This is a genomic window from Clostridium sp. 7_2_43FAA (assembly GCF_000158375.2).
Classification (GTDB): Bacteria; Bacillota; Clostridia; order Clostridiales; family Clostridiaceae; genus Clostridium; species Clostridium tertium.
The window spans coordinates 1,154,145-1,173,594 of the sequence record NZ_JH815222.1 but is presented as its reverse complement, the minus strand read 5'-3'; the positions used below and the strand labels follow the sequence as shown (position 1 = coordinate 1,173,594).

Annotated in this window: 17 protein-coding genes and 1 other annotated feature; all 17 genes read right to left on the bottom strand. The window is 29.4% G+C overall.

Annotated elements, in window-relative coordinates:
• Positions 1-26 precede the first annotated feature (26 nt).
• A complete protein-coding gene (gene ftsZ / locus CSBG_RS07115) occupies positions 27-1,148 on the bottom strand; it encodes a cell division protein FtsZ (protein WP_008678292.1) in 1,122 nt (373 codons plus the stop codon).
• Between the two features lie 829 nt (positions 1,149-1,977).
• Positions 1,978-3,033, bottom strand: coding sequence for a type IV pilus twitching motility protein PilT (locus CSBG_RS07110; protein ID WP_008678290.1), 1,056 nt, complete (start codon positions 3,031-3,033; stop codon positions 1,978-1,980).
• A gap of 117 nt (positions 3,034-3,150) precedes the next feature.
• Positions 3,151-3,846: an RNA polymerase sporulation sigma factor SigK gene (gene sigK / locus CSBG_RS07105; RefSeq protein ID WP_008678288.1), complete on the bottom strand. Its 696-nt coding sequence runs from the start codon at positions 3,844-3,846 to the stop codon at positions 3,151-3,153.
• Between the two features lie 264 nt (positions 3,847-4,110).
• Positions 4,111-5,724: a penicillin-binding transpeptidase domain-containing protein gene (locus tag CSBG_RS07100; RefSeq protein ID WP_008678286.1), complete on the bottom strand. Its 1,614-nt coding sequence runs from the start codon at positions 5,722-5,724 to the stop codon at positions 4,111-4,113.
• A 63-nt stretch (positions 5,725-5,787) separates the two neighbouring features.
• Entirely contained in the window at positions 5,788-6,405 is a 618-nt protein-coding gene (gene udk, locus CSBG_RS07095; protein WP_008678283.1) for a uridine kinase, read from the bottom strand.
• Between the two features lie 21 nt (positions 6,406-6,426).
• Positions 6,427-7,662 carry a U32 family peptidase gene (locus CSBG_RS07090; RefSeq protein WP_008678281.1) on the bottom strand — a complete coding sequence of 412 codons (1,236 nt, stop codon included), beginning with the start codon at positions 7,660-7,662 and terminating at the stop codon, positions 6,427-6,429.
• 4 nt (positions 7,663-7,666) lie between these two features.
• Entirely contained in the window at positions 7,667-8,311 is a 645-nt protein-coding gene (locus CSBG_RS07085; RefSeq protein WP_008678279.1) for an O-methyltransferase, read from the bottom strand.
• A gap of 48 nt (positions 8,312-8,359) precedes the next feature.
• The gene (gene mltG, locus CSBG_RS07080) at positions 8,360-9,367 is read right to left on the bottom strand and encodes an endolytic transglycosylase MltG (protein WP_008678277.1); all 1,008 of its coding nucleotides are present in this window, start codon (positions 9,365-9,367) and stop codon (positions 8,360-8,362) included.
• Between the two features lie 96 nt (positions 9,368-9,463).
• Complete coding sequence (typA, locus tag CSBG_RS07075; protein WP_008678275.1) at positions 9,464-11,290, bottom strand: translational GTPase TypA; 1,827 nt, start codon at positions 11,288-11,290, stop codon at positions 9,464-9,466.
• Between the two features lie 150 nt (positions 11,291-11,440).
• The gene (locus CSBG_RS07070) at positions 11,441-13,108 is read right to left on the bottom strand and encodes a ribonuclease J (protein WP_008678274.1); all 1,668 of its coding nucleotides are present in this window, start codon (positions 13,106-13,108) and stop codon (positions 11,441-11,443) included.
• A gap of 75 nt (positions 13,109-13,183) precedes the next feature.
• Complete coding sequence (locus CSBG_RS07065) at positions 13,184-13,651, bottom strand: Fur family transcriptional regulator (protein WP_035285135.1); 468 nt, start codon at positions 13,649-13,651, stop codon at positions 13,184-13,186.
• A gap of 51 nt (positions 13,652-13,702) precedes the next feature.
• On the bottom strand, positions 13,703-13,978 hold the full coding sequence (locus CSBG_RS07060) for a DUF1292 domain-containing protein (RefSeq protein ID WP_008678272.1): 276 nt from the start codon (positions 13,976-13,978) through the stop codon (positions 13,703-13,705).
• Between the two features lie 79 nt (positions 13,979-14,057).
• A complete protein-coding gene (gene ruvX, locus CSBG_RS07055) occupies positions 14,058-14,474 on the bottom strand; it encodes a Holliday junction resolvase RuvX (protein WP_008678271.1) in 417 nt (138 codons plus the stop codon).
• A gap of 47 nt (positions 14,475-14,521) precedes the next feature.
• Positions 14,522-14,779 carry an IreB family regulatory phosphoprotein gene (locus tag CSBG_RS07050; protein ID WP_008678270.1) on the bottom strand — a complete coding sequence of 86 codons (258 nt, stop codon included), beginning with the start codon at positions 14,777-14,779 and terminating at the stop codon, positions 14,522-14,524.
• A 159-nt stretch (positions 14,780-14,938) separates the two neighbouring features.
• Entirely contained in the window at positions 14,939-17,578 is a 2,640-nt protein-coding gene (alaS, locus tag CSBG_RS07045; protein ID WP_008678269.1) for an alanine--tRNA ligase, read from the bottom strand.
• A gap of 64 nt (positions 17,579-17,642) precedes the next feature.
• Positions 17,643-17,815: a binding site (T-box leader), on the bottom strand.
• A 63-nt stretch (positions 17,816-17,878) separates the two neighbouring features.
• Positions 17,879-18,910: an AI-2E family transporter gene (locus CSBG_RS07040; RefSeq protein ID WP_008678268.1), complete on the bottom strand. Its 1,032-nt coding sequence runs from the start codon at positions 18,908-18,910 to the stop codon at positions 17,879-17,881.
• Positions 18,904-19,386: a PRC-barrel domain-containing protein gene (locus CSBG_RS07035; RefSeq protein WP_035285724.1), complete on the bottom strand. Its 483-nt coding sequence runs from the start codon at positions 19,384-19,386 to the stop codon at positions 18,904-18,906. Before CSBG_RS07035 ends, CSBG_RS07040 begins: the two co-directional genes overlap by 7 nt.
• Between the last annotated feature and the right edge of the window lie 64 nt (positions 19,387-19,450).

Here is a 19,450-nt window from a genome sequence, read left to right as displayed (position 1 = left end):
TGACTTTCTTAGTCTTTTTTTATTAATTATTTTCTTGATCTTAAAAAGCTTGGTATATTTACACTCTCAGTTTCAATATCTAAAAGAGGATCTACTCTTTTTGTTGGTTCTGGCATTTCGACTTCCTGTTTAACCGGTTGCTCTTTAACTACTCTCTTTTCAAATACAGGCTCATGATTCAATATTTTATTATTATCCTCTTCAAAGCCTGTAGCTATAACTGTTATTCTGATTTCATCAGATAATGTTTCATCTATAACAGCCCCGAATATTATATTTGCATCTGGATCAGCTGCTTCTCTAACAATATCAGCTGCTTCATATACCTCTATAGCTCCTAAATCTACTCCACCTGTAAAGTTAATAATAACTCCTGTTGCACCATCTATTGATGTTTCAAGTAATGGAGATGAAATAGCTTGTCTTACAGCATCTTGTGCCTTATTATCTCCAGTTCCATGACCTACTCCCATATGAGCAAGTCCTTTATTTAACATAACAGTTTCTATGTCTGCAAAGTCAGCATTAACTACCCCTGGAATAGTTATAAGATCTGATATAGCTTGTACCCCTTGTCTTAATACTTCATCCGCTAATTTAAATGAATCTAATAGAGTTGTTTTCTTATCTGCCATACTTAGTAATTTTTCATTTGGTATTATAACTAAAGTATCAACTGCTTTCATAAGGTTTTCAATCCCCATTTCTGCATGTCTCATTCTTCTTTTACCTTCAAATGGGAATGGCTTTGTAACTACACCTACAGTTAATATACTCATAGATTTAGCTATTTCTGCAACTACAGGGGCTGCACCAGTACCTGTTCCACCGCCCATACCAGCAGTTATAAATACCATGTTTGCTCCCTTTATAGCTTCTGCTATTTCTTCTCTACTTTCTTCCGCTGCCTTTTTTCCTATTTCAGGATTAGCTCCAGCTCCTAGTCCCTTTGTTAACTTTTCTCCGATTTGGATTTTAACATTAGCATGAGATAGCATTAAAGCTTGTTTATCAGTATTAACGGCAATAAACTCAACGTTTTTTAGCCCTTCAGCAATCATTCTATTAACGGCATTTCCTCCGCCGCCTCCGCAACCAATTACCTTAATATTGGTTAACTCTTGCATATCTACTTCGAAATCTAACAAAATAATTCCTCCTTTAGAAAATATATACTAGTAATTTTTCTACTTTGTTTCTTCTCTTAATTCATTTACTAATCTCAAATTCAATAATAATATATCTTCATATATTAATTTTACATCATACTGTACCTTTTTAACAATACTTTAATATCCTAAACAAGAAAAATTTTGTTACTTAAAGGCAATAAATGTATATTCTTGGGCTTTGACTTGTATTTCTTTAATTATATTCTTTTTAATTACTATTAAAATTTAGAAACTAATGTAAATTTTATTTAGTTTTATAATTATAACCATAATTTTTATAATTAAATTTAATAAAATTCAATTATATTTTATCATCTACAATGAAATAACTCAACCTTTTAGTCAATATTATGATTATTTTTAAAAAAATCATACGTACTTTTTTTTAATAACACTCCCTTTATCTATGTATAATAAGATTTTCTTATTATCTATTGTTAAATACATTTAAAATATATAAAAAACATTTATAATCTTATATTCAACAAAGATTCTAAATTTCCTCTAATAAGTTGTGTTATTTTATAAATTTATAAAAGGTGCGGTCTTATAAATCCATTTAATATAAAATTTAATTTATTCAATTTCAAGTAAACTTTATTTCCTTAAAAAAGTTAATCTCTTATTTTTCTAAAGGATCTCGCGTTTCGTTAGCCCATTTTAAACCATTGATTTTACTTACTTAAAGACGTTTTAAACCTAAATAGAGATTTTTATCTATTATTTATATATGCTAAAAAGGGAAGCTCCAATTAGAACTTCCCTTTTTATTTGCTAATATCAAAATTTATTTTGATACAGCTTCTTATAACATCATTATTCTTTTTATAGTCTCCCTATCAACTGAATATGTTAATGCAGTTTCTCCACTTATGATACCTTTTTTATATAATTCTGCTAATGCCATATCCATAGTTTTCATTCCATATTTTCCACCTGTTTGAATTGCTGATTCTATTTGATGTGTCTTACCTTCTCTAATTAGATTTTGAATGCCCGGTGTTGTAGTCATTATTTCTAAAGCAGCAACTCTCCCTTTATTATCTTCAACTGGTACTAATTGCTGAGATACAACACCTTGTAATACAGCTGCTAATTGTACTCTTATTTGTTGTTGCTGATGCGGTGGAAAAACATCTATAATTCTATCGATAGTTTTAGCAGCTCCTATTGTATGTAGCGTGGAGAATACTAAATGACCTGTTTCAGCTGCAGTTATTGCAATTGAAATAGTTTCTAGGTCTCTCATCTCCCCTACAAGTATAACATCTGGATCTTCTCTTAAAATAGCTCTTAGTGCACTTTGATAGCTTTTGCTATCTTTTCCTATTTCTCTTTGATTTATTATGCAATTATTATGCTTGTGAAGGTATTCTATTGGATCCTCTAATGTTATAATATGAGCTTCTCTTGTATTATTTATTTCATTTATCATGGCCGCTAATGTTGTACTTTTACCACTTCCTGTTGGCCCAGTTACTAATACTAATCCTCTTTGTTTTTGAATTATATCCTTTATTACTTTAGGATGCTTTAATTCATCTAAACTCGGTATTTTTAATGCAATTACTCTAATAGCAATAGCATCGCTATTTCTTTGTTTAAATATATTTACTCTAAACCTTCCTGTTCCGGAAATAGAATATGATGTATCCATTTCACCAGTTTTATTATATAATTCAAAATTTTCTCCCAATATTTCTTTTGAAAAATCCCTTAATGCACTTGGCATTAGTTTTTCAGTTCCTAATTTAATCAAACTTCCATTAACTCTTATAGTTGGTGGTAACCCAACTGTTAAATGTAAATCTGATGCACCCTTTTCTATTGTCTCGTTTAATAAATCATTCAACACATACATTATTCTATATCCTCCATGTTGCTAGATTATGTCTATCTTATTTTATTCTATAAAACTTTCTATATTCCTTCTTTATATTACATAATATTTCAACGTAGGATATATATGTCTATGATGTTATTTTGTTGATAACTCCTTTTTCAGTTTCTTTAAGGCTTTCTTCTCAATTCTTGAAACATAGGATCTTGAGATACCTAGTAATGCTGCTATTTCCCTTTGGGTCCTGCATCTACCATCAATAAGACCATATCTCATCTTTACAATTTCTCCTTCTCTTTCGCTTAATGAAACACATATTTTATTATATAATTGCTTAATTTGAAGATTACTTTCAACTTTTTCTAAAACAGAATCTTTTTCGCTACTTAATACATCAATTAAGCAAATTTCATTTCCTTCTTTATCAACTCCAATAGGATCCTGTAAATATACTTCATTTTTTTGTTTTTTGTTATTTCTAAAAAGCATTAATATCTCATTTTCTATACATCTTGATGCATAAGTAGCTAACCTAGTTCCTTTTGATGCATCAAATGAATCTATTGCTTTTATAAGTCCAACAGTTCCTATAGATATTAGTTCATCAATATCTTTATTGGGAAAATTATATTTCTTTACTATATGTGCTACTAATCTAAGATTCCTTTCTATTAATATGCTTTTTGCTTCTTTGTCCCCATTTTTTAAAAGTTTTAAATATTGCTCTTCTTCTTCTTCATCAAGTGGTTTTGGAAATGTATTATTGCCTGAAATATAACCTGTTAAAAATACAGAATTACATAACAGCTCTATAATATTAGATAAAAAAAACACAGAACTTCCTCCTCGTAGTGCTTATTATATAATATGATGAAATCCGAAAATATTGCTTGTGTTTCTTAAAATAAAGTTGGAATATTTTTTTAGTAATTTTATATTAGATATATTATTATTATTAAGTTTTTATAACTAGCTATAATTAATCATAAAATTCATACTATCTCATAAAATAAAAACTGTCATAACATCAATACAGATTTTATGACAGTTTTTATTATTTATAATAATTTTATATTTTCTTTTTAAAATTAAGTATTCTTATTTCTTAGTTAATGATGTAACTATATCTCTAAAGATAGGAGCTCCAGTATTTCCTCCACCAAGTTCTCTTCCATCAGGATGTTTTTCTCCAATATTAGGTGCAATAACTACTATAGTATACTTTTTGCCATCTATTTCAAAATATCCAGCAAACCACCCATGGTTAGTACCCCCATTTCCTGTTGATGTACCAGTTTTTCCTCCAATATTAACGCCTTCTACTTTAGCTTCAAACCCTGAACCTTCCCAAATTACTTTTGACATTGTTTCCTGAGCTAGTCTTGCAGCTGTTTGACTAAATACCCTTACCTGCTCTTCTTTAAATTCCTTTACAATATTATCATTATCATCAACTATTGACTCAACTATAGTAGGCTTTATATAAACGCCATCATTGACCACCGTATTATATAATCCAGCCATTTGTACTGGAGTAACCATTATAGTTTGACCTATTGAAATATTATTCATACTATTTTCCACAGTAGGTTTTACTCCTGAAGCTTCATTTCTATTTTCACCTTTTATATTAAAGACCGGCTTAAATAGCCCCATTTTTTCTAAGTAAGTCATCATTTCATTATAACCGACTTTTGCTCCCACTTTTGCAAAGACATCATTACATGATATTTTCAATGCATCTTCTACTGATAAATCCCCATGACCATAAGGTTTACCATCCTTGCTACAGATCTCACCAGTACAAGAAAAAACATCAGTTGGACTAATAATGCCTTTATCTAATGCAACTGTTTCTGTTATTACCTTAAATATTGACCCTGGCTCATAGCCTAATTGCTCTATTCCTAAATTTACATTTGCTTGAGTTTCATCCTTTTGAACCATAGCTTTTATTTTCCCTGTTTCCACCTCAGATACCACTACACCAATATTTTTTAAAAATGCATAATTTTCTTTTTTAAGCACCTCTCTAACCTTATCCTCCCAGGTTTCATCTACAGTTAATTTAATATTATTATTATTTTCTAAAGTAAGCTCTCCATCTCCATAAACAGCTTTTTCATCCAAATAAAATTTAGCTTCTGGATAAGTATTATTTTTTATATAAGAATTCAAATCATATTCTAGTGAATTTTCAATAACATTTTCATCAGCTATATTTGCTAAAAAGTTACTTGTCTTCCAAGCTTCCTTAGTATCAACTTCATCGTATGTATAGGTATATATCCCTTTTATATTTTTTAATTTATTTACTTTATTAAAAGTTTCTTCACTAACAGTATAGTATATTTTACCATCATTTTTCATAACATCTGAATAATTAAAATCAGGCTCTTCAGATTTCATGATAAAATTTAAGGCCATTAAATCTTCCAGTGTCTCTTCGTAATTATTAAGCATAAAAGGCTTAGTATCCAATATAACTATGTATTTTTTATTATAGTCCATCATATCTTTCCCATTAGTATCAAAAATTCTATATTTCATCTGAGATAGATTTTCAGATTGATAATTTTTCATTTGCCCCGAAACATTTGACGATGGATGCACCTGAAGAAAATATAATCTAACAACCAATAAAGATATAATTATTAAGTAACTCCCCGTTATTATTACAATTCTCTTTAAATCAGCTCTATTTTTATTCATTATAAAAAAACACCTCCCTAGGCTTAATTCTAGCCTTTGGAGGTGTCTTTTATACATTTTTTTCTATTTTATAATATCTTTTATTTTAGTTACAAGTATATCAATTGCAACTTTATTCTGTCCACCTTCTGGAACTATAATATCTGCGTATCTTTTTGTTGGCTCCGTAAATTGCATATGCATAGGTCTAACAACATCTAAATACTGACTAACAACTGAATCTACAGTTCTTCCTCTTTCATTAATATCTCTAATTAATCTTCTAAGGATTCTTATATCAGCATCAGTATCAACATATACCTTTATATCTAACAACTCTCTAAGTCTTTCATCTTCTAATACTAATATACCTTCAACGATTATAATATCTTTAGGATCTATTCTTACTGTTTCTTTAGCTCTATTATGATTTGAAAAATCATAAATAGGCTTGTTGATAGCAATTCCATTAATTAAATCGCTTAAATGTTTGATTAGCAAATCATTATCAAACGCTCTTGGATGATCATAATTTGTTTTAATCCTTTCTTCCATAGATAAATGACTTTGATCTTTATAATACATATCTTGCTGTATCATTGCTATACATTCATTAGAAAAACTTGAATATATGGCGTCTGCAATGCTACTTTTACCCGATCCTGTTCCACCAGTTATTCCAATTAAGATTGGCTTTTTCATTATAGTTCCTCCTTCTTATGTCTACAGCTCTAAAACTTTCTTTCCTTTAATTAACATATCTTTTTCTTTTAATGGGGTTTCCACTTTAGCTTTAAATACCATATGCGCTCTATTAGCAACATTAGTTTTAACTTTTTTCTCCACATCAAACATTTCATCAAGTTTTACATTGAAATTAGGTGTATGAGCTCTTAAAACTTCAACTACATCACCTTCAAAAACTCTATTTTTTTGAAGAATAGTTGCTTCTTTTGTTTCAGGATCATAACTTTGAACAATACCTACTATATCATAATCTCTAACATAAGATGACACATCATAATTTTGTTCTCCAGTTTTTCCAAAGAAGAAACCTGTATGATATTGTCTATGACTTATTTTTAATAATGTATCCATCCATTCTTGTTTAAACTCATATCCCTCAGGATTTGCTATATATGAATCAACAGCTTCTCTATAAGCTTTAACTACTGAAGCTACATAAAATTCACTCTTCATTCTACCTTCTATTTTTAATGAATGAATACCACTCTTAATAAGCTCAGGTATATGTTTTATCATACATAAATCTTTTGAATTCATTATATATGTGCCATTATCATCTTCTACAACTGGATAATATTCACCTGGTCTAGTTTCTTCAACTAAATAATACTTATATCTACAAGCATTTGAGCATATTCCCTTGTTAGCATCTCTTCCTAACATATAATTTGAAATAAGACATCTTCCAGAATATGCAATACACATTGATCCATGTATAAATACTTCTAACTCACAATCTTCTGGAATATTTTCTTTTATAACATTAATTTCATTTAGAGTTAACTCTCTAGCTAAAACTACTCTCTTAACGCCTTGTTCATACCAAAACTTAGTCGCCATCCAGTTGACTGTATTTGCTTGAGTACTTAAATGTATTTCTAAATCTGGTGCTGCTATTTTTGCTGCCATTACTATTGATGGATCAGCAGCTATAATTGCATCTATTCCTAAATCGTATAATCCCTTGATATACTCTTCTACACCCTTTAAGTCATGATTTCTTGGAAATACATTCATTGTTACATATAATTTTTTCCCTCTATCATGACAGTACTTTACTCCTTCTGCCATTTCTTCATTAGTGAAGTTATCTGAAAAAGCTCTTAAATTAAGTCTTCCTCCACCTATATATACTGCATCGGCTCCAAAGTCTATTGCAATTTTTAATTTTTCTAGGCTCCCTGCTGGTGCTAAAATTTCTGGTTTAATCATATTTTTACCTCCTTTTAGTCACTGCAATTCCATCCCCCATTGGTATTACAGAAGTAATTAAATCTTTATCATTAGATACTAATTCTAAATATTCTCTCATTCTTTTTACTATTGTTATTTTTCGTCTTTTTACTAATTCATTAGATGCAACCATCCCTCTAAACAAAACATTATCTGCTACTATAACTCCATCATCTTTTAACAACCTTAAACAATGTGGTAAAAAATGATTGTAATGACCCTTCCCAGCATCCATAAATATTAAATCATATGGTTCATTTAAATCTTCTAAAATTTCTAGGCAATCTCCTTCTTTAATCTCTATTTTTTCTTGAAGATTATATTTTTCGAAGTTTTCCCTAGCATATTTTATCATATTTTCATCACGTTCTATAGTTGTAATAGTTGGTTTTGTTCCTGATGCTTCATACATCAAAATCGCTGAATATCCTATAGCTGTTCCAAGTTCTAAAATTCTTAAAGGTCTTTTCATACTAACCATAAACTCTAAAAATTTAGCTGTTTCTTTTTGTGCTATTGGAACCTTATTTTCTCTAGCAAAGTCCTCTAATTCTTTATATTTATCACAAGCTTTAGGTATTAAGCTTCTTATATATTCTTCCATATAATCATGGGTTATTCCACTCATGTTACTCCTCCGAATAGGCACTGTAAATTATAGCCTTAAGTTTTTATCTTAATATCCAAGATCATTTTGTTTTTTTATAAAATCTTCATAATTATTAGTAAAGTAATGTGTTTTATCATTTTGTAAAACATAAAATAAGTAATCTGTTTGCTCAGGTTTAAGTGCTGCTTTTATAGATTCTAAGCCTGGATTAGATATTGGTCCAACAGGCAATCCATAATTTTTATATGTATTGTATGGAGAATTTGTTTCTAAATGACTGTATAACACCGTATCAACATGTTCACCTAATGCATATATCACGGTTGCATCTATTTGTAACATCATGTCAATATTTAGTCTATTAACTATGACAGATGCAATAACAGGTCTTTCTGAATCAATCCTAGCTTCTTTTTCTATCATAGATGCTATAGTAACAACAGTTTCTATATCTTCATTTTTAACAGTAGTATTTACTTCTTTGATTGCTTCACTAAGCATTTCTTTAAATCTTGCAACCATTTTTGTAATTATTTCTTTAGGTGTTTCTCCAACTTTTATTAAATATGTATCTGGAAATAAATATCCCTCTAAATTATATCTTTTTTCACTATTTATGTTTACAAACGATGGCAACTCATACTCTTTTATAGCTTTAATAAAATCTTCTTTACTACAGATTCCTTCTTTTTCTAATTTTTCACTTATATCATCTATTGTATATCCTTCAGGAACTGTAAACTTCACAATATTCAATGATGATTCACTTGTTAATGTATTTATTAATTCATTAACATTTAAATCTTTCTGTAAAACATATTCACCTGGTTTTACATCTATATTTTTCCTTGAGATCTTAACAAATAATTTTATAAGTGGTAAATTTTTTATTTTATTTTCTTTTGATAAAGCATTTATTATGCTATAAAAACTATCCCCTTCTTGTACATTGATAACTATGTCTTCTGAAGTGTTTAATGGTTTATTTAATACTCTTTTAAATAAAACGAAACAACTTATAATTAGTATTAAAATTATTATTATAGGAATTGTTTTGGATTTCGATTTTCTCATAAAAACCCCCTACATATAAAGTAAATAGCCTATTATGGCTATTTACTTTATTATAATACTTTTTTTTATACTTATAAAGATATTTTATTTCATTTATTATTTTTTACTTCTACTTGTTATTCTTCTTCTTTCAGCTGCATCTAATACGCTTTTTCTCATTCTTATATTTTCAGGTGTAACTTCAACTAATTCATCAGCATTAATAAATTCAAGACATTGTTCTAATGTCATTTGTCTTGGAGGAGTTAACTTAAGTGAGTCATCTGATCCTGAAGCTCTAGTATTAGTTAACTTCTTACCTTTACATATATTTATATCAATATCTTCTGCTCTTGAACATTCTCCAACTATCATACCTTGATATACAGGTACTCCAGCTCCTATGAATAATGTTCCTCTTTCTTGTGCATTGAATAGTCCATAAGTTATTGCATCTCCATCTTCAAATGAACATATTGATCCTCTGCTTCTTCCTGGAATTTCGCCTTTATATTTATCATATCCATGGAATACATGGTTCATTATACCATTACCTTTTGTATCAGTCATAAATTCGTTTCTAAATCCAATTAATCCTCTTGCAGGCACAATGAATTCTAATCTTGTATAACCATTAACTGCTGAAGTCATATTAACCATTTCAGCCTTTCTTGGTCCTAACTTTTCCATAACAGGTCCCATAAATTCTTCTGGAACATCTATAGTTAAGTATTCCATAGGTTCTAGCTTCTTACCATTTTCTTCTTTAAAAATAACATTTGCTTTTGAAACTTGGAACTCATATCCTTCTCTTCTCATAGTTTCAATAAGAATAGATAAGTGTAGTTCTCCTCTTCCTGAAACTTCAAAGCAATCTGAAGATATTTCATTAACTCTTAAACTTACGTTTGTTTCTAATTCCTTTAATAATCTATCTCTTAAATGTCTTGATGTGACAAATTCACCTTCTCTACCAGCAAAAGGAGAATCATTAACCATAAAGTTCATGCTTAATGTTGGTTCATCTATTTCAACAAATGGTAGAGCTTCTGGCTCTTGTGCATCTGCTATAGTTTCACCTATATTACAATCTGGAATACCACTTAAAGCAATTATATCTCCAAGAGAAGCTTCTTGTGCATCTTCTCTATTTAATCCATTGTATGTAAATATACTTGAAACTCTATAGTTTGATGTGCTTCCATCTCTTCTTACTAAAGCGACTTGTTGGTTCTTTTTAACAGAACCTCTATGTATTTTACCAATAGCTATTCTTCCTACATATTCATTTGTATCTAGTGTAGTTACAAGCATTTGGAATGGTCCATCTATATATCCCTTTGGAGCTTCTACATTTTCTAATATAGTTTCAAATAATGGAACCATATCAGCATTTGTATCTTCAACATTATATCTTGCAAATCCTTCTCTTGCAGATGCATAAATAATTTGGAAATCTAATTGTTCATCATCAGCACCAAGCTCTAAGAATAATTCAAATACTTCATCAATTACTTCTTCTGGTCTTGCATTTGGTTTGTCTATTTTATTTATAACAACAATTGGTTGTAATCCAAGCTCTAATGCCTTCTTTAAAACAAATTTAGTTTGAGGCATTGGACCTTCATAGGAATCAACTACTAATAAAACAGAATCCACCATTTTAAGTACACGTTCAACTTCTCCACCGAAGTCAGCATGACCTGGAGTATCTACTACATTTATTTTAACTCCATTGTACATAATAGCTGTATTCTTAGAAAGAATTGTAATTCCTCTTTCTTTTTCTAAATCATTTGAGTCCATGACTCTTTCTTCTACTTTTTCATTATTTCTAAAAACGTGACTTTCTTTTAATAAGGCATCTACAAGTGTAGTCTTACCATGGTCAACGTGAGCTATTATAGCTATATTTCTTATATCATCTCTACTTATTAAATTCATTTAATTTCCTCCAGTATATTTCATAATGTAAACCTATAACTTATTTTTCCCAAAATAAAATTGGATACACCTGTATCCAATTTTTTTAAATTTATATCTTAGACTATATTCCATTCTAAGATTATTATTGCAAAATGTCAACCTTACAGATTATATTTCCATTATTATTGGTAATATCATAGGTTTTCTTTTTGTTTTTTCATATAGATAGCCTCTTAGTTCATCTCTTACTTTAGACTTTAAGCTTGCCCAATCAGTTATATTATTTTCTTCACACTGTCTTAAAGCATCTTTAACTATTTCCTTAGCCTCGTCCATTAATCCTTCTGACTCCCTAACATAAACAAATCCTCTAGATATTATATCTGGCCCTGCAATAACTGAGTTGTTTTCTTTTGATAAAGTTACTACAACAGTTAGAATACCATCTTGAGATAAATGCTTTCTATCTCTTAAAACAATATTTCCAACATCTCCAACTCCTAATCCATCAACAAACACTTGACCTGAATTTACAGAGCCATTTCTTTTAATAGTACTTCTATTAACTTCTATGACACCGCCATTTTCAGGAATTATAACATTTTCTTCTGGCATACCTAAAGATATTGCTAGCTCTCCATGTTGCTTTAAATGTCTATATTCACCATGAACTGGTATAAAGAACTTAGGTTTCACTAAACATTGCATTAACTTCAATTCTTCTTGACATGCATGCCCAGATACATGAATTTCAGCTAATGATTTATATATAACCTCAGCTCCCTTTTGGAATAATTGATTTATAACCTTAGAAACCAATTTTTCATTTCCAGGGATTGGTGTTGCAGAAATTATTACAGTATCGCCTTCTACAATGTTAACTTTTCTATGCTCTGAACTTGCCATTCTTGCAAGTGCTGACATAGGTTCACCTTGACTACCTGTAGTTATAATTACTACCTTATCATTTGTATATTTATTGATTTGATCTATGCTTACTAGAATATCTTTTTCAAATTCTAAATATCCAAGTTCTGCAGCAACAGCTACTATATTTTCCATACTTCTTCCTGATACTGCGACTTTTCTTCCATGCATACTTGCTGCATCAATTATTTGTTGTATTCTGTGTACATTTGATGCAAATGTCGCAACAATTATTCTTCCCTTTGCTTTTGAGAATAACCTTGCAAAACTTTCACCTACTACTTTTTCAGACATAGTGTATCCCGGCTTTTCAACATTTGTTGAATCAGCCATCATTGCCAATACACCTCTTTTACCAATTTCAGCAAATCTTGCAAAGTCCATTGGTTCTCCATCTATAGGAGTGTAGTCGATTTTAAAATCTCCTGTGTGTAAAACTACTCCTAGTGGAGTGTGTATTGCTATTGCAACTGAATCTGCAATAGAATGGTTTGTTTTTATAAACTCTACTGAAACTGAGTTTAATTTAATTACATCTCTCGGCTTAACTCTTATTAATTCTGTTGAACTTAACAATCCGTGCTCCTTAAGCTTAGTTTCAACAATTCCAAGAGTTAACTTTGTTCCATATACAGGTACATCTAATTGTCTTAAAACATAAGGTAATGCACCTATATGGTCCTCATGCCCATGAGTTAAAAATATTCCTCTTATCTTATCTTTATTTTTTAATAAATAACTAATATCTGGTATTACTAAATCAATACCGAACATATCTTCATCTGGAAATTTTAAGCCGCAATCTATAACTACTATATCATTTTTATATTCTATTGCAGTTATATTTTTACCTATTTCATTTATCCCACCTAAAGGAATAATCTTAACTTTTGCCTTCTCGTTTTTCAATATGTCCCCTCCTTCTTCCTAAAATATGTATTACAAAGGTTGTCGTCTCAATAGAGAGGAGTTCCCTTATTTATCTTATTTATTGTTATCCATCTTACTTTGGCATTTTCTACAAAGCCCAAAGAATTTAACACTATGGTCTAAAATTTTAAATCCATATGATCTTTCAACTTCTTCTTCAAGTTCGTCTAGTAAATCATCTTGAACTTCAATAACACTTTTACATTCGTTACAAACTAAGTGATGGTGTCTATGACCCTCATCTTTACGAACTAATTCATATCTGCTACAACCATCATTTAAATCTAGCTTACATATTACACCTAATTCTTCTAATAAAATTATAGTTCTATATACTGTAGCTAAACCAATTTCAGGACAACTTTTTTTAACTTCATCATAAATTTCTTCTGCAGTTAAATGTTCTCCTTCTTTATCTATAATAGTGTCAACTATAGCTCTTCTTTGAGGCGTCAATTTATATCCTTTTTGTTTTAAATCTTCTTTTAAAACATTAAAATCTATACTATTTGATTGTTCCACAAACAACACCCCTTTCCTTTATTCTTAGTTAGATTTTATTCTTAGTTAATCTTATTCTTCATCAGCGAAAATAGTGTCATAAGCTTCTTGAACCGCTGCTAATTCTACTTCATCATCTATAGGTATTAATAGATCATCTCCGTCTTCATCTATCCCTACCTTTAAAGCAAATATATCATCTTCAGTATAATCATCATCATAAACTATAACATATTCACTTTTTTCTTCTGTATCTGGGTTTACCATATCAAAAAATGCAACAACATTTAACTTTACTAATTTTCCATCTTCATCATATAATTCTAATTGTTTTAAATCCTTATCCATAATTTTTTCTCCTTTTTTTATAATTGTAATTTTTACCTTAACGGTTGTCAATAATAATTTTCAATTGGAAATGAATTAATTATTTCATACTAAGCCTATCTAAATATCCTTGCAGTATATATGTAGCGGCTATTTTATCAACTATTTTCTTTCTTTTTCCCCTTGATAGATCTGCTTCAAGCATAGCTTTATGAGCTGCTACCGTAGTAAGTCTCTCATCCCACATCTCAACTTTTATACCTGTAGCTTCTTTTATAATTTCCGAAAGTTCCAGTACTCTTTCTCCTGATTCACCTATAGTTCCATTCATATTTTTAGGTAATCCTATAACTATAGTTTCAACAGAATATTCTTTACATAACTTCTTTATTTCTTCTATATCTTGCTCTTTTTTACTTCTTCTTATCGTAGTAATTCCCTGCGCAGTCCATCCTAATGGATCACTTATAGCAACACCTATAGTTTTAGATCCTACATCTAAACCTAGAATTCTCATATTTATCTCCTTAAACATTAAAGAGTGCCCGATTAAACGGGCACTCTTTATTTTATTTCTAAATAAGATTTTATAACTTCCTCAAGAATTTCATCTCTTTCAAGTTTTCTTAGTAAAGCTCTTGCTCCGTTGTAGCTTGTGATGTAAGAAGGGTCCCCTGAAATAAGATATCCAACTAATTGGTTAATCGGATTATAACCTTTCTCCTGTAACGCATTGTAAACATCTGTTAATATTGACTTTGTCAAATCCTCTTTGTTGATGTTTAAATTAAATTGCATTGTTTGATCTAAGTTATTATTCATACAACTGCTGCTATTCGCAGCTCACCCCCTTACTTATATTTAGTTTAACAGTATCCCTAATAATATTATCTCATATATTTAAAATTCTATACATGGGTTTACTTAATTTAATTATATTATAAACCATATAATTATAAAAGTACACTATTTTACTAAAGATTATTTTATTAAAGATTCTACTACTAAGTACGTTTTTTCTATTGCAGACTTTATATTTTCTGGATTCTTACCACCAGCTTGAGCCATGTCCGGTCTTCCACCGCCACCTCCGCCAACTACTGCTGCAACTTCTTTAATTATCTTTCCACAATTGATACCTTTTTCTAAAACATCCTTAGTAGCCATAGAAACCACATTAACTTTTCCACCTACATTACTTAATAAGACAACAACTCCGCTTGAAAGTTTACTTCTCATTTTATCACCTAAGTCTCTTAATGCATTTCCATCTATTCCTTCTAAACCATAAGCTACTACTTTTATGCCATTTACTTCTTTAACAGAAGATAGAATATCATCTTCAACACCGCATGTTAATTTACTCTTAAGCTCTGAAATTTCCTTTTCTTTTTCTTTAATTTCAGCACCTTGTGAAGCTATCTTCTTTAATACATCTTTTTCACTACATTTTAAAGCACTACATGCTTCTTTTAAAAGTCTTTGTTTTTCTTCCATATATTTTATTGCATTTAGTCCTGATACAGCCTCTATTCTTCTTATACCTGCAGCAACACCTGCTTCATTTATTATTTTAAATAATCCAATTTCTCCTGAGTTATTAACGTGAGTACCTCCACAAAGTTCCTTTGAGAATTCTCCAACACTTACAACCCTAACCTTATCGCCGTATTTATCATCAAATAAAGCCATTGCACCTGATTCTTTTGCTTCATCTAAAGTCATAAGGTTTGTATCAACATTAAATACTTCCATTATCTTTTTGTTAACTAACTCTTCTATCTTTTCTATTTCTTCTTCTGTTAACCCTTGGAAGTGAGCAAAGTCAAATCTTAATCTTTCATCATCAACATATGAACCTGCTTGATTTACATGCTTACCTACAACTTGTTTTAACGCTTCATGTAACATGTGTGTTGCAGTATGGTTCTTAGCTATATTATTTCTTCTTAAAACATCTATTTTTAGATTTGCCTCTTCATTTATTTTTATTGTACCTTCTACAACTTTAACATAGTGAATAGTTTTTCCACCAACATTTTTCTTTGTATCATAAACATATGCTTCTCCTGAAGCTGTTTTTATAATACCTTTATCTCCTACTTGGCCACCCATTTCAGCATAAAATGGTGTTTTATCAGTTACTATATAACCTTTCTCACCTTTTGATAATTCATCTACAAAATTATTATCATTAGCTAAAACTAATATTTTTGAATTTACTTCAATATTATCATATCCAATAAATTCAGTATTTATTGATGCATCTATCTTATTAATTGGATTTTCATCACTTCCCATATATGATGATTCTCCTCTTGCACTTCTAGCTCTTTGTCTTTGCTCATCCATTTCTTTTCTAAATGCTTCATAGTCAACATTCATACCTTTTTCTTCTAAAATTTCTTCTGTTAACTCAATTGGGAATCCATAAGTATCATACAGCTTAAATGCTTTTTCACCTTTTAACGTTTTTTCATTAGAAGCTTCCATTTCTTCAATATAATCATTTAAGATATTCATTCCTGAATCTATTGTTTCATTAAATCTTTCTTCTTCTAATGAAACAATTCTTTCAATATATTCTTTACTTTCTATAAGCATTGGATAAGCCCCACTATAGTTTTCAACTACTGATTCAACTATATCAGTTAAAAACAATCCTTTAATTCCAAGTAATCTTCCATGTCTTGCAGCTCTTCTTAAAAGTCTTCTTAATACATATCCCCTACCTTCATTACTTGGCTGAACTCCATCTGAAATAAGCATAGTAACTGATTTAACGTGATCTGTAATTATTCTTAAAGAAATATCCTTAAGCTTATCTTCTCCATATTTTACACCTGAAAGTTCTGATACTTTTTGTAGTATATTTTTAACTGTATCTATTTCAAATATATTATCTACACCTTGCATTATAGTAGCAATTCTTTCAAGCCCCATACCTGTATCTATATTAGGATTTGCTAATCTATTGTAATTTCCTTCTTCATCCTTATCAAATTGTGTAAATACAAGATTCCAAAATTCAACTACTCTATCTTCATCACTTGCTTTTACGAAGTCCTCTACATTTGTGATTGCTCCTTCGCCTCTATCATAATGAATTTCTGTACATGGTCCACATGGTCCAACACCTATTTCCCAGAAGTTATCATCTTTTCCAAGTCTAAATATTCTCTTTGGATCTACATCTGTCTTTTTACACCAAATATCATAAGCTTCATCATCTTCTAAATATATTGTTACATACAATTTATCTTTTGGAATTTGAAGAGTTTCAGTTATGAATTCCCAAGCCCAAGGAATAATTTCTTCTTTAAAATAATCTCCAAACGAGAAATTCCCAAGCATTTCAAAGAAGGTACCATGTCTTGATGTTTTACCTACGTTTTCTATATCCCCTGTTCTTATACACTTTTGGCAAGTAGTTATTCTTTTTCTTGGCGGCTCCTGTAATCCAGTAAAATATGGTTTAAGAGGTGCCATACCTGCATTTATTAATAATAATGATTTATCATTTTTAGGGACTAGAGGAAAACTCTCTAATCTTAAGTGATCTTTTGATTCAAAAAACTTCAAATAAGCTTCTCTAAGCTCGTTTGTTCCCATGAACTTCATATCTATTACCTCCATTTGTTTACTGTATAGTTTTTTATAATAAAAAAAGTTTCCATCCCTATAAAAAAGGGACGAAAACATAAATTCCGCGGTACCACCCTAATTATGTATTAAAAATACATCACTTAGATAATATAGCTCCAAGATAGCTTCAATATATAATGTAAGAAGTTTTCACCATCCACTTCCTCTCTGAATACATACTCTATATTTACTCATTCTTATCAACGCTAAATATTAAATTTTCTTATATTTCAATGAAATTATAGTTTATTTATTAAAATATGTCAATTATTTTATTTAAAACAAATAATCATTGATATCATCATATATTACTTTAACTATAACTCCTATAGGAACTGCAACTATCATTCCTATAAGTCCACCTAGCTTTTCTCCTACTAATAATAAAATTATAATTATAATCGGGTGCATATTAGTGCTATCCCCTGTTATTTTAGGTGACAATATATTTCCCTCTATTTGTTGTATTAAAAATATTGCTATAAGCGTCCATAATGCTTTATTAGGTGATTCCATAAGAGCTACAAATATAGCTGGTACCCCACCTATTATAGGCCCAAAATAAGGCACTATATTTAATATGCCATTAAATATGCCAAGTATTAAAGCAAATTTTACATCTATTATTACAAGAACTATAAAAGTTAATGCTCCTATAATTAATGATAATAACAATTGACTTATTATGTATCTTGATAAAACTTTATCTATATGGCTAATAACCCTTTTAGCAATTATTCTTTTTTCTGTCGGTAATATTAATAAAAGCTTATTATAAATTAAATCTCCATCAACCAAGAAATAATATGTTACTATCGGTACAATAGCAAGAGACACTAAACTTTCAAAACAAACCATCAAGTTTTCTAATAAATTATCAGTAACTTTACTAAAAAATATATTTACTTCTTCACTTATTTGATTATATATAGATTCAAAAAAAGATATATCATTCAAATTCAATTTATATACGATATTCTTAACATACTCATCTATATTATCTAATATATATCCAATATTATAGCTTTCCCTTATTATAGACGGAATAACTATATAGGAAAGTAATATCAAACCTAAAAAGATAGTTAATATTATTGAAGTTGATGATATTTTTTTACTTAGTTTAAACTTCTCGCTTATAGTATCCCTAAGAGGCTTTAATGCATAAGCAAGTATAAATCCTATAAAAATAATGTTTACTATGCTACTTATAGTCTTGATTTTTATATACAAAATTAGAATTAATAAAATTGATAGGATTACTAAGATTGAATTTATAATCTTTTTATACTTTTTATATATCAACATGTTTTCCTCTTACGAGGTAAACTTTGAAGTCTAACCTCATCACTTCCATAATATAAAATAAAATCTTCCCCTAATAAACAGTCCTTTAATAATAGTATTTCTTTTCCTTTTATCATCCTATCAAATATACCAGAACTCATAACTAACCCTTTTATTGATAAATCTTTTTTTTCAATTATCACATCTTCTAATACACCTCTCATTATGTTATTTTTATCTTTTATATCCATGTCTTTTATGCTTTTAAAAGATAATCCCTCTTTTTCGTTTAATTCTTTTACAATCATTACCTCTTCTAAAGAAATAATATCACTGCTTCTAACAAAATTTTTCTTACTAAATAGAAGATAATTAGAAACAAAAAAGCCTACTACTTTACCTTTATGAAAATCAATATATATATCATCTACAACACCTAGGTACTTCCCCCTTACGTCATAAACTTTTAGCAGATAGAAATCCTTACTCTTTAACATAAGTTTCTCCCTTCTATATAGAATAACTATATTATCTCCTAAAGCCAAAAAAAAATTCTCATAT

Excerpts from the sequence above, each read along its gene's own strand:
- CSBG_RS07110 (WP_008678290.1), bottom strand. The coding sequence starts at position 3,033 with ATGTATGTGTTGAATGATTTATTAAACGAGACAATAGAAAAGGGTGCA.
- CSBG_RS07100 (WP_008678286.1), bottom strand. The coding sequence starts at position 5,724 with ATGAATAAAAATAGAGCTGATTTAAAGAGAATTGTAATAATAACGGGG.
- udk (WP_008678283.1), bottom strand. The coding sequence starts at position 6,405 with ATGAAAAAGCCAATCTTAATTGGAATAACTGGTGGAACAGGATCGGGT.
- CSBG_RS07090 (WP_008678281.1), bottom strand. The coding sequence starts at position 7,662 with ATGATTAAACCAGAAATTTTAGCACCAGCAGGGAGCCTAGAAAAATTA.
- CSBG_RS07085 (WP_008678279.1), bottom strand. The coding sequence starts at position 8,311 with ATGAGTGGAATAACCCATGATTATATGGAAGAATATATAAGAAGCTTA.
- mltG (WP_008678277.1), bottom strand. The coding sequence starts at position 9,367 with ATGAGAAAATCGAAATCCAAAACAATTCCTATAATAATAATTTTAATA.
- typA (WP_008678275.1), bottom strand. The coding sequence starts at position 11,290 with ATGAATTTAATAAGTAGAGATGATATAAGAAATATAGCTATAATAGCT.
- CSBG_RS07060 (WP_008678272.1), bottom strand. The coding sequence starts at position 13,978 with ATGGATAAGGATTTAAAACAATTAGAATTATATGATGAAGATGGAAAA.
- ruvX (WP_008678271.1), bottom strand. The coding sequence starts at position 14,474 with ATGAGAATTCTAGGTTTAGATGTAGGATCTAAAACTATAGGTGTTGCT.
- CSBG_RS07050 (WP_008678270.1), bottom strand. The coding sequence starts at position 14,779 with ATGAATAATAACTTAGATCAAACAATGCAATTTAATTTAAACATCAAC.
- alaS (WP_008678269.1), bottom strand. The coding sequence starts at position 17,578 with ATGAAGTTCATGGGAACAAACGAGCTTAGAGAAGCTTATTTGAAGTTT.
- CSBG_RS07040 (WP_008678268.1), bottom strand. The coding sequence starts at position 18,910 with ATGTTGATATATAAAAAGTATAAAAAGATTATAAATTCAATCTTAGTA.
- CSBG_RS07035 (WP_035285724.1), bottom strand. The coding sequence starts at position 19,386 with ATGTTAAAGAGTAAGGATTTCTATCTGCTAAAAGTTTATGACGTAAGG.